We start from the raw sequence: 11,328 nt of genomic DNA on the forward strand, positions 1-11,328 counted from the left end.
AGGGTCGGTTTCTCCCAGTCTGTTACGGCAGACAGTGCGCCCACACAGGCGGCATCGAGGGCATGTGTTTTCGGTACGCCGAGCGTCATCCGGTTGAATTTGGTGCGCCCGCCTGAGGCAAGCTCCACGGGCAGACCGGTCGTCTTCAGCGCGTTGGTCAACGCCCAGCGCGTGGCGTTCACCGCCGCTGCATCCTTCAGGGGACGCCTCGCTTGAGCCTGAATGCCCGCCAGCCGCGTCGGCCGCTTTGCCAGAAACACTTCCACAGGCAGCGCCCCCTTCGCTTGGTTGCAGGGCTCGCAGGCCAGCGTTAGATTGGACACACGATGGGTGCCGCCGCGCGCCCGAGCCACAATGTGCTCTATCTGCAGCGGCGTGTCATTCGCGTCGCAGTAGGCGCAACGCCGGCCCCACTTCTCTAACAGGTATTCGCGGATTTCGTAGCCCGCCAGCGTGCCCTGCTGATATCCAACGCCCCTGACTTCCGGGTTTTCGATCAGTTGCGTATCGAAGCGCACTAGCTCGCTGGAGAGCGCCGTTACAGGTGCCCAGCGCCTAATACGTCGTACCCACGCCATCGTGGTATCGATCCGGTGCTGCAGGGAGGGTGCGAGCCAGTCCGCAGACCGGGTGCGGTTCGAAAAGCGTGGCGCCCGGTAGCGCAAGTTGCCGCGTCGCCGACGGCGCATGGCTCGGCGCGCCGTCAGCGCCTCACTGATTTGCCGACCGCGGTGAACCAGTTCGAAGAGGCTAAGCACGGCCGCGCTGCGGAGAGGCTCGCCGTTTGACGTGTCAAGCGCTTCAGTGTCACGCACGAGGGCGAGCCCGCTGCCCCTGCTGCCGGGGTCGAGCTTGAGGCGCAATGATTGAAACTGGCTGGAGGCGGCGTCGCGGTCCGTGAGTCGGATCACGAACGGCACCACGCGATGCACACGTGCGCGACCCCGCGCAAGCAATAACCTCGCGCGTTTCTCACTGCACGGCATCAACGCCCGACCCTTTCGGTCCAATACAAAAACAGCCACAACGACTCCATTTTTATTGCTGCCGGAATCCGTCCGGAGCGGTTGCCCTTACGGGCCTTGTGACGCATACCTTCCGGTATGGCTCCCCTCGACCATGTTGTGCAGCAGGCGAAGCCCTCGCTTCCGTCGCAGCCCGTTTCGTGCCTACCCGGGGCTTGTCTGCTGCTGCGACTTCCAGAGCGTCGAACTGAGGAAGCATTCAACGGTGGGTCTGCTGTCTCCGCACAACGTAGCGCCTTCCAGCGCTAGGTCTGGTCAACCTCGAGCTTGTGAGTGCTCCAACAAGCTCCGACCTTTAGGCCGGGGTGATTGACGGTGATCCCGGATGTTCTTTGGAAAGAGGCCGCGAGTTTCGCTCAGCGCGTTTCGGTCGTGAAGGCGAACGCGCCGTCTTCGCGACGCTCGAGCACGAGATTCTCGCCCGCCGGCACGTCCACCGTGCCGCCGGTGAAGCGCGCGCCGATCGGCATTTCGCGTCCGCCGCGATCGGCGAGCACCGCGAGGTCGATGGACGCCGGGCGGCCGTAGTCGTACAGCTCGTTGATCGCCGCGCGCACGGTGCGGCCGGTGGACAGCACGTCGTCGATCAGCACGATGCGCTGGCCGTTCACATCGAAAGGCAATTCGGTCGGGCGCGCCTGGCTGTGCAGGCCCTTCTTCGCGTAGTCGTCGCGATGCAGCGCCACGTTCACCACGCCGATGTGCGGCGCGTTCAGATCCTTCGCGAGCCGTTCGGCCAGCCACACGCCGCCGCTGTAGATGCCAGCGAGCACGGCGCCGTCGGGCGCGGCGAGCGATTGTCCATACGCGGCGCGAATCTGGTCGACGAGCGCGCGGTACAGCGCTTCGGCGTCAATGGAACTCATGATCGTCGGCAAGTCCGTCGAGATATTGTTGAAGAATGACGCGGGCGGCTTCGGCGTCGATTTCATCGAAGCGGCCGCGCGCGTTGGTGCGCGCGCCGCGCTCGCGCAGATCGGCTTTGGCGTCGACGGACGAATAGCGCTCGTCCACCCATTGCACGGGCACGTTGAAACGGCCGTTCACCTGGTTGCCGAAGCGCTTCGCGAGCGCGCTCATTTCATGCGGCGTGCCATCGGGATGCATCGGCATGCCGACGACGATTGCGTCCGGCTTCCATTCGTCGAGCAGCTTGCCTACTTCGACGAAGCGATATTCGCGATTGCGGTTTTCGAGCGTGACGAGCGCACGCGCGTTTTTCGTGAGCGTATTGCCGACGGCGACACCGATGCGCTTTTCGCCGTAATCGAATGCCAGCAGCGTGGCTTCGCGGCTCATGCGTGCCCTGCTTCGCCGGACAACATGGAGCGCGACACGCCGAGCAGCGAGAGCGCCGCCTCCAGCCGGTCTTCGGCGGGCACGTCGAAGATGATCCGCGGATCGGCTTCCACGGTGAGCCAGCCGTTCTTCGAGATTTCCTCTTCGAGCTGGCCCGCGCCCCAGCCGGCGTGACCGAGCGTGAGCAGGAAGCGCTCGGGGCCCTTGCCGCTCGCGACCGCTTCGAGCACGTCCTTCGACGTGGTCATGGCGAGGCCGCCTGGCACGCTCATCGACGAACTGTACGGCTCGCCCTCGTTCGCCTCGTGCAGCACGAAGCCGCGCTCGGTCTGCACGGGGCCGCCGAAATACACGGGCAAATGGACGAGCGGCTCGATTTCGAGCTTCAGATCGATGCGGTTGAAGAGCGACTGGAGATCGATGTCCGTGGGCCGGTTGATGACGAGCCCCAACGCGCCGCGCTCGGTGTGATCGCAAAGATAGACCACCGTTCCTGAAAACGTCGGATCCGCCATGTTCGGCATGGCGATCAGGAACTGATTCGTCAAATTGATGCGATCGGAAGTCTTGGACATAATTCGGAATTTTAACAAAGGCGCTGCGAGATGGCCGACTTTGATGTGGGTCTGGTCTGGTTTCGGCGGGACCTGCGCGCGGCGGACAATGCTGCACTCTATCACGCGCTCACACGGTGCCGTCGCGTGCTGTGCGCCTTCGTTTTCGATCGCGGAATTCTCGCGCCGCTCGACAAAAAAGACCGCCGCGTGCCGTTCATTCATGCGAGCGTCGTCGAACTGGATCGCACGTTGCGCGACGCGGGCGGCGCGCTGATCGTCCGGCACGGCCACCCACTACAGGATATTCCTTCGCTGGCGCGCGAGTGCGGGGCGAACGCGGTGTTCGCCAATCGCGATTACGAACCTGACGCGAAAGCACGCGACGAAGCCGTCGCGAACACGCTTGCAAGCGATGGCATCGCGTTTTTCGCGTTCAAGGATCAGGCCGTCTTCGATCATGACGATGTGATGACGGGCGCGGGCAAGCCCTACACCGTCTTCACGCCGTACAAGCGCAAATGGCTCGCGACGCTCACGCCGGATGCGCTCAGGCCATATGCATCGGAGGATCATCTGAACGCGCTGGCCAAGCCGCCGTCGGGCGTGAAGCACGCGATGCCGTCGCTCGCCGCGCTCGGCTTTCCCGATGCGCGCGGCCCTGCGTTTCCCGCGGGCACGAGCGGCGCCTATACGCTCTTCGACGACTTTCGCGAACGCATGACCGATTACGGCCGCACGCGCGATTTCCCCGCTTTGAAAGGCCCAAGCTATCTCGGCGTGCATCTGCGGCACGGCACCGTGTCGATCCGCGCGCTCGCCCGCACCGCGCACGACGCGCAGCGCCACGGCGACAAGGGCTCCGAAACCTGGCTCGGCGAACTGATCTGGCGGGAGTTCTATTTCTCCGTGCTGCACCATTTTCCGCACGTTGGCGTGACGGGAGACCACCGCGCGTTCAAGCCCGAATACGACCGCATCCGCTGGGAAACCGGCGATGCCGCCGATGCGAACTTTGCCGCATGGTGCGCGGGTGAAACGGGCTATCCGATCGTAGATGCGGCGATGCGGCAGATCAACGCGTCAGGCTATATGCACAACCGCCTGCGCATGGTCGTGGCGAGCTTTCTGACCAAGGATCTCGGCATCGACTGGCGGCGTGGCGAGGCATACTTCGAAGCGCTGCTGAACGACTTCGAGCTGTCGAACAACAACGGTGGCTGGCAATGGGCGGCATCGAGCGGTTGCGATGCGCAGCCGTACTTCCGCATCTTCAATCCCGTCACGCAGTCACGGAAATTCGATGCGGCGGGCAAGTTCATCCGGCATTACGTGCCGGAGATTGCCCGCTTGTCCGATCGCGATATCCACGCGCCGTGGCTCGCGAAGCCGGACGCGCTCAAGGCGGAGAAGATTGCGCTCGGCGCGGATTATCCGCAGCCGGTCGTCGATCACGGTGCCGCGAGGACGCGCACGCTCGCCCGCTATGACGTCGTGCGCGGGCCGGGCGCGAAGCGCATCGCGCCGCGCGAGGACGATGAAGATTAACGCGCGATCGGCGTCGGTTTCTCGATCATCGCGGTGAGCGCAACGATCGACCCGCGCCCTTCGGACGGCGCAATGCCGGCCGCCGCCTGATGCAGCATCGAGCGCAGCATTTGCGCCGCGCGCTCGGGCACGATGGCGTCGAGTCCGCGCGTCGCGCCTTCGGCGCCATCGGCGTGCGTCTCGCCGTGATGGGCGACGCGCCGCCACGCAAGACCGAGCGTGTCGGCGAGCAGCGCGACATGCCCGAGACCCAGCGCGCAAGCCGCCGCGCCCAGCCGGTGCGACGCGTTCGCCGCCGAGAGCGCCGCCGCTTCATCGACCGTGCCGGTTTCGCTCGCCTGCGTGCCGCGCTCGACGAGCGCGTCGATCGACTGTTCCGCGCTCTGCAGGAAGTCCTCGTAAGCGGCGGCGTTCACGCGCAGCACGCCGAGGTCGCGCGTCGCGGCGTCGCGCGAGGCTTCCTCGCTCGCGTGCGCCGCGCCCTCTTCCCACGCCGCTTCCGATGCGCGCGTCGCGGCGACGTGCCACGCCACGGTCAGACCGTAGTCGCGCAGGACATCAACATGCTCGGTGTCCTCGGGCGTTGCGCCGTACAGCGCGAAATCGCGCCACAGGAGCGCGAGCGTCGCTCGCACGAGCGAGCGCGGCGCGTACGACAACGCGTGCGCCTGGTCCGCCAGCACGAGATTGAAGCGCGCGTAGAGACGCTTCGCATCCGCGATGTGGTCGGCGGCATGGTCGAGCCCTACACCGTCGCGCGCCGCGCGCTCGCGCAACGCGCGCACCGTCGAGGTGGCGAGGCGCCAGAAATCGTAGGGGTCGCCACCGCGCAGTTCGTCGAGACAGGCGTCGAGGCGGGCGAAGGCATCGGCGGATTCTTCAGCGGGTCCGCGCAGGAGCTTGAGCAGCGTCTCCTCGTAATGCGCGCGCACGCGGGCGAGGCGCTCGGGCGCAATGCCGCGCAGCGTCGCGGGCGCGATGGCGCGGCCCGCCAGCGCGAGGTCGTCGTAGGAAACCGGCGCGACGCGGGTGTGCGTCGCAAGCAGCGCATGCAGGCCGCGATAGTGATCGAAGAGCACCGTCGAGCATGAGAGTTCGCGCAGATTGTGGCGCTCGACCGCCGCGCCGAACACCGCGAGCGACTCCGCGATGCGCGCGCGACTGCCTTCCGACTCCTCGCCGAGCGGCGCGACGAGCGCGAGCGCCTCGGCGAAGCGCTGTGCGGGCAGCCATCCCGCCGAATGCAGCGCGGCGATGGCACGCTTCAACGCTGCCCCGGTTTCGCCCTGACGCTGAAACGCGTGCAGCGCATCGGTGAGCGCCATTTCGGCGAGTCGCACCGACCCGCCGCGCGGATTGGGCAGGGCGTCGAACGGAACGGGCAGATCGGGACGAGAAGTCATAACAGGCGCTCACAAGCCGGTTCGCGGGCGCGACGATCGGACGCCGCCGGCGCTCGCGGTTGATTTGCATCATCGGTAGGCGGGATCGCGGACGCCGCCACATCCGGAGTTCGCCACGAGCGGACAATTCTCCGCTCCTTCTACACCTAGCGTAGGCCGTAACGGGCGGGAGCGGGAGCGGAATGCAACCGCCGCGACTCGTCGCGCTTTTGCCGCGCCGGCCACGCCGCAACGAACACGCCTCACGCTGCAAAATCGGAAATCGGGCGGACCGCGCGAACGCGGCCCGCAAAAAACGCGCGCCGCATGACGCGAGTCATGCGGCGCGGCAGAACGACAAGATCAGATCTGAACCATCTCGAAATCTTCCTTGCGGGCTCCGCATTCGGGACAAGTCCAGTTGATCGGAACGTCCTCCCAGCGAGTGCCCGGCGCGATGCCCTCTTCAGGCAATCCCGCCTCCTCGTCGTAGATCCAGCCGCAGATCAGGCACATCCAGCTTCTGTATTCCATACTTATGCCGCGTCGATTGGTCGATTGAAATTAGGCCATGATGGTACCGTGTTGCCGTGTCGATGCCTAGCAAGCGGCCCGCCCGCCTCTCGCGCATCGTGACATCGGTCGAAACGGCGGTTCACGGCCGAGCACGGTGCACAGGCTAGCGCGCCGGAATAAAGTACGCAAAGAGAACAGACGGACTGCATTAGGCCGCATAATCAGACATGACCGGGCTGGCCTTCGCTCATGCGCCTGCCGCGCCGACGAGTTCGCTTCGCGCCGATCGTCCGATCATCCATTAAGCAATCCAATACCAAAATGCCCGCTTTTGCCATGACCGGCGATTCCCCACCGATCGTACTCACCTTCGGCCTTTCCGATCCCACCGGCGGCTCGGGCCTGCAGGCCGACGTGCTGACGCTCGCGAGCATGGGCTGCCACGGCGTGACCGTGCTCACCGGCTACGCGGTGCGCGACTCCGCCTCCTGCGACGAAGTCACCGGCCTCGACCCGGACACCGTCGCGACCCAGGCGCGCATGTTGCTGGAGGACATGCCGATCTCCGCGTTCAAGATCGGCGCGGCGACTCGCGCGGAACTGGTGTCCGCCATCGCCGAAGTCGTCTCCGACTACGACGACGTGCCGCTGATCCTCGCGCCCGATTTCACGCTCGACGACGAACACGTGCTGTCCGCCGACGAGCTTCGCGAATCCCTCGCCGATTTGCTCGTGCCGCAGACGACCATGCTGATTGCCGATCACGCCACGTTGTTGCAACTCGCGCAGCCAGACAGCGACGCCGAATCGCCGACGCTCGATTCCGCGATTTCCCACATTCTGGCGCAGGGCTGCGAGTACGTGCTCGCGATGGAAACCGGCACGCACCGGCACGTGAACACGCTGTACAGCGAAGAAGGCCAGGTGCGGCAAGACACATGGGAGCGCGGCGTGCAGCGCATCATGGGCCTGACCGATACGCTCGGCTCGGCCGTCGCCGCCTTGCTCGCGAACGGCCAGGAACCGGCCGAAGCGGCACGCGAAGCGCAGGAGTACGTGTTTCAGGCCGCGCGCGCGGCGTTCCGGCCCGGCATGGGGGCATATCTGCCGGACCGCTTCTTCTGGGCGCGCTCGAACGACGCCGATGAAGACAGCGACGCCTCCTCGTTGTCCGACGATCCCACGGGACTGCCCGGAGAAGCACGACACTAAGCGGCACCACGAACCGAACAATAACGGAGGCGACGCGAGCGCATGCCATACCGACTGCCCCATCTGCACAAGCCCGGTCCGCAAGGCGCGATCCGCATCGGCTGCGCGGGCTGGGGCCTGTCGAGCGCCGTCTCCGCCAGCTTTCCTCACGAAGGCACGCATCTCGAGCGCTACTCGCGCGTGCTGACGTGCGTCGAGATCAACTCCAGTTTCTACAAGCCGCATCGCGAACAGACCTATGCGCATTGGGCCGAGAGCGTGCCCGAGTCATTCCGCTTCTCGGTCAAGGTGCCGAAGGCGATCACTCATGATGCGCGTCTCGTAGATACCCAAGCCCTGCTCGACGAATTTCTCCACTCAGCAGGACAGCTCGGCGACAAGCTCGGCTGCTGGCTCGTGCAACTGCCGCCGAGCCTGCCGTTCGATCACGACATCGCCGAGGCGTTCTTCAAGGCGCTGCGCGAGCGCACGACGCTGCCCGTCGCATGCGAGGCGCGCGAGCACGGCTGGTTCACGGCGCACGCGGCGGCGCTGCTGAAGGCGCATCACATCGCCTATGTGGACGCCGACCCGATTCCCGACGAATGCGAGATCAAGCATCGCGCCGATGCGTCGCTCGTGTATGTGCGGCTGCATGGCTCACCCGAGCTCTACAAGTCTTCCTACGACTACACCTATCTCGACGATCTCGCCCATACGCTGCACGCGCGCGCCAAGAAGACGCCCGAGGTCTGGTGCGTCTTCGACAATACCGCCGAGGGCAACGCGCAGCCCAACGCGCTGCATCTGATGGAGCGGTTGCGGATTCATCACAAGTAGCGTTTCTTCCCGAGGAGAAATCCCGATGCGACGGATGGCGCGGCTGATTCACGTGACGTTGGTGGCTTCCCTCCTCCACTTCGCCCTGCCCGCGCGAGGGCAAAACGCGGCGCCGCCACCCGGCGCCACGCCCGCCGGCGACGGCACGTTCCTGCTGACGATCTTCCTCAAACACGACGAGTCGAAGACGCTGCCGCAGATCAACCAGCAATTGAAGGAGCAAGGGTATTTCAAGCAGTTTCCGCCCCCGGGCGTGGAAGTGGTGTCGTGGTATGTGATGATGGGCATCGGACAGGTGGTGACGTTGCGCGTGCCCGCCGATCGCCTGCGCGAGGTGAACCGCGCGATCGAGAGCACCGCGTGGGGCGGCTATCGCACGGAGTTCTATCCGACGTATGACTACAATGCCGCCGCGCAGAAGTTGCGCGAGGAGATGAACAAGTAGCGCGCTTCATAGGGACGCAAAAAAGCCCGCATCGCTGCGGGCTTTTTCTTTTGGCTGACGCGAATCCCTTGCGGGACCCGCGCCGATGCAACCGGCGTGAGCCGAATTACATGTCCATGCCCATGCCGCCCATGCCGCCGGGCATGCCGCCGGGCATCGGAGCGTCTTCCTTCGGCAGTTCCGCGACGGCTGCGTCGGTCGTCAGCAGCAGGCCTGCCACCGATGCCGCGTTTTGCAGCGCGGTGCGCGTGACCTTCGTCGGATCGACGACGCCAGCTTCAACCAGGTCGCCGTACTCGCCGGTCGCCGCGTTGTAGCCGTAGTTGCCCGAACCTTGAGCAACAGCCGCCACCACGACGGAAGCTTCTTCGCCACCGTTCGTGACGATCTGGCGCAGCGGCTCTTCCATTGCGCGCAGGACGATCTTGATACCAGCGTCCTGGTCGGCGTTCGCGCCCTTCAGGCCGTCGACTGCACGGCGAGCACGGATCAGCGCAACGCCGCCGCCAGCCACGATGCCTTCTTCCACAGCTGCGCGCGTTGCGTGCAGTGCGTCTTCGACACGTGCCTTCTTTTCCTTCATTTCGACTTCGGTCGCAGCGCCGACCTTGATCACCGCAACGCCGCCGGCCAGCTTGGCCACGCGCTCTTGCAGCTTTTCACGGTCGTAGTCCGACGTCGCTTCTTCGATCTGCTTGCGCACTTGCTTCACGCGCGCTTCGATGTTCACGGCTTCGCCGGCGCCATCGATGATCGTCGTGTTTTCCTTGCCCACTTCGATGCGCTTCGCCTGGCCCAGTTCAGCCAGCGTCGCCTTCTCGAGCGTCAGGCCGGTTTCTTCCGCAACCACTTGACCGCCGGTCAGGATCGCGATGTCTTCCAGCATGGCCTTGCGACGGTCGCCGAAGCCCGGAGCCTTGACAGCAACGGTCTTCAGGATGCCGCGGATGTTGTTGACGACCAGCGTAGCCAGCGCTTCGCCTTCGACGTCTTCAGCGATGATCAGCAGCGGACGGCCAGCCTTCGCGACTTGCTCGAGCACCGGGAGAAGGTCGCGAATGTTCGACACCTTCTTGTCGTGCAGCAGCACGAACGGGTTTTCAAGGACGGCGACTTGCTTGTCCGGGTTGTTGATGAAATACGGCGACAGGTAGCCGCGGTCGAACTGCATGCCTTCCACGACGTCGAGTTCGTCTTGCAGCGACTTGCCGTCTTCGACGGTGATGACGCCTTCCTTGCCGACCTTGTCCATCGCTTCAGCGATGCGCTCGCCGATCGACGTGTCGCTGTTCGCCGAGATCGAGCCGACTTGCGCGATTTCCTTGTTCGTCGTGCAGGGCTTGCTGATCTTGCGCAGTTCTTCGATGGCGGCTGCAACAGCCTTGTCGATGCCACGCTTCAGGTCCATCGGGTTCATGCCCGATGCGACGTACTTCATGCCTTCGCGAACGATGGATTGAGCGAGCACGGTAGCGGTCGTGGTGCCGTCACCTGCGTTGTCGCTGGTCTTGGAAGCGACTTCCTTGACCATTTGCGCGCCCATATTCTGGAGCTTGTCCTTCAGTTCGATTTCCTTCGCGACCGAGACACCGTCCTTGGTGACCGTCGGGCCGCCGAACGAGCGCTCGAGCACGACGTTGCGGCCCTTCGGACCCAGCGTGACCTTGACCGCGTTGGCCAGGATGTTCACGCCTTCGACCATCTTGGCGCGTGCGGAATCGCCAAAAGTGACTTCTTTAGCTGCCATTATTCAAACTCCTTGATTCGATTCGGTTTGCGGGCTTCGCTTCTCGCGCCTGTCAAAAGGCTGCGGCTATTGAAACGAAGCCGAACGTGCAGGAAGGATCCTTACTTGACCAGAACGGCCATGATGTCTTCTTCGCGCATGACGAGCAGTTCCTGCCCGTCGACCTTGACGGTCTGGCCAGCGTACTTGCCGAACAGAACGCGGTCGCCGACCTTCACGTCGAGGGCGATTTGCGCGCCCTTGTCATCGCGCTTGCCCGGGCCGATGGCCAGGACTTCGCCTTGATCCGGCTTCTCAGCCGCGGCTTCCGGAATCACGATGCCCGATGCGGTCTTGGTTTCCTGGTCCAGACGCTTGACGATGACGCGATCGTGCAAAGGACGAAGGTTCATACACACTCCTCTCTTGATTGAGACTGAAAACGCGGGAAAACCCGTCCTTTGAGAAGGATCTCGCCGGACGGCAATCTTGTTAGCACTCTCGTGCAGTGAGTGCCAATTATATGGACCGAGTTTGACATTTTCAAGGAGGCGCGCGCGCGGGGAATCCCGTAGGCGTCGAGATTCCTGTCGAAGTTCATGGAACATTGAACTGCGTTCATCGACCGTTGTACCGCTACACCACGAGCACGCTCATCGTACCGCGCAAGATCTTGCCGCGGATCAAGCACTTAGGATTGTTGGACGCGACGATCAGCCCGGTAAGGATCGTTACCGAAATAACTTCCCGCTATGCAGCGCTTGTTGAGTAGATGCGGTAGTTCCATGCAGGCAGGGTTGGG

At 64.3% G+C, this 11,328-nt stretch carries 12 protein-coding genes; 4 read left to right on the forward strand and 8 right to left on the reverse strand.

The genetic code is table 11. The features are described 5' to 3' along the window. From iscB to AWB78_RS39645, 4 genes are all read right to left on the reverse strand, one after another. The coding region (gene iscB / locus AWB78_RS39630; protein WP_074173674.1) for an RNA-guided endonuclease IscB at positions 1-1,025 on the reverse strand (1,025 nt) is incomplete at its 3' end. Between the two features lie 356 nt (positions 1,026-1,381). Further along, the gene (gene pyrR, locus AWB78_RS39635; protein ID WP_062612375.1) at positions 1,382-1,891 is read right to left on the reverse strand and encodes a bifunctional pyr operon transcriptional regulator/uracil phosphoribosyltransferase PyrR; all 510 of its coding nucleotides are present in this window, start codon (positions 1,889-1,891) and stop codon (positions 1,382-1,384) included. Continuing rightward, positions 1,878-2,324: a Holliday junction resolvase RuvX gene (gene ruvX, locus AWB78_RS39640; protein ID WP_062612377.1), complete on the reverse strand. Its 447-nt coding sequence runs from the start codon at positions 2,322-2,324 to the stop codon at positions 1,878-1,880. The genes pyrR and ruvX overlap by 14 nt, the downstream gene beginning before the upstream one ends. Next, positions 2,321-2,899, reverse strand: coding sequence for a YqgE/AlgH family protein (locus tag AWB78_RS39645; RefSeq protein ID WP_062612379.1), 579 nt, complete (start codon positions 2,897-2,899; stop codon positions 2,321-2,323). Before AWB78_RS39645 ends, ruvX begins: the two co-directional genes overlap by 4 nt. Positions 2,900-2,929: 30 nt before the next feature. Between AWB78_RS39645 and AWB78_RS39650 the strand changes: the two genes are divergently transcribed. Continuing rightward, positions 2,930-4,426 (forward strand): cryptochrome/photolyase family protein, encoded by a 1,497-nt coding sequence (locus tag AWB78_RS39650; protein WP_062612381.1) that lies wholly within the window; start codon positions 2,930-2,932, stop codon positions 4,424-4,426. Here the strand turns inward: AWB78_RS39650 and AWB78_RS39655 are convergent. Together AWB78_RS39655 and AWB78_RS39660 are read right to left on the reverse strand one after the other, a co-directional pair. Then, complete coding sequence (locus AWB78_RS39655) at positions 4,423-5,829, reverse strand: hypothetical protein (RefSeq protein ID WP_062612382.1); 1,407 nt, start codon at positions 5,827-5,829, stop codon at positions 4,423-4,425. The two genes, AWB78_RS39650 and AWB78_RS39655, sit on opposite strands and share 4 nt — an antisense overlap. Positions 5,830-6,171: 342 nt before the next feature. Then, positions 6,172-6,342 carry a rubredoxin gene (locus AWB78_RS39660; protein WP_025527884.1) on the reverse strand — a complete coding sequence of 57 codons (171 nt, stop codon included), beginning with the start codon at positions 6,340-6,342 and terminating at the stop codon, positions 6,172-6,174. 318 nt (positions 6,343-6,660) lie between these two features. Here AWB78_RS39660 and AWB78_RS39665 point away from each other — a divergent pair, with 318 nt between their 5' ends. Genes AWB78_RS39665 through AWB78_RS39675 form a run of 3 tightly spaced genes read left to right on the forward strand, consistent with a single transcriptional unit; the run spans position 6,661 to position 8,800 of the window. After that, positions 6,661-7,536 (forward strand): hydroxymethylpyrimidine/phosphomethylpyrimidine kinase, encoded by an 876-nt coding sequence (locus AWB78_RS39665; RefSeq protein ID WP_062612384.1) that lies wholly within the window; start codon positions 6,661-6,663, stop codon positions 7,534-7,536. Between the two features lie 42 nt (positions 7,537-7,578). Beyond that, on the forward strand, positions 7,579-8,355 hold the full coding sequence (locus AWB78_RS39670) for a DUF72 domain-containing protein (RefSeq protein ID WP_062612385.1): 777 nt from the start codon (positions 7,579-7,581) through the stop codon (positions 8,353-8,355). 34 nt (positions 8,356-8,389) lie between these two features. Beyond that, entirely contained in the window at positions 8,390-8,800 is a 411-nt protein-coding gene (locus AWB78_RS39675; protein ID WP_082883611.1) for a hypothetical protein, read from the forward strand. 106 nt (positions 8,801-8,906) lie between these two features. Here AWB78_RS39675 and groL read toward each other — a convergent pair whose 3' ends face one another. After that, entirely contained in the window at positions 8,907-10,547 is a 1,641-nt protein-coding gene (groL, locus tag AWB78_RS39680; protein WP_062612388.1) for a chaperonin GroEL, read from the reverse strand. A gap of 101 nt (positions 10,548-10,648) precedes the next feature. After that, entirely contained in the window at positions 10,649-10,939 is a 291-nt protein-coding gene (locus tag AWB78_RS39685) for a co-chaperone GroES (protein WP_006999126.1), read from the reverse strand. Positions 10,940-11,328: the final 389 nt, after the last annotated feature.

Origin of the sequence: Caballeronia calidae (assembly GCF_900044055.2) — a bacterium.
In the GTDB taxonomy this organism is placed as follows: domain Bacteria; phylum Pseudomonadota; class Gammaproteobacteria; order Burkholderiales; family Burkholderiaceae; genus Caballeronia; species Caballeronia calidae.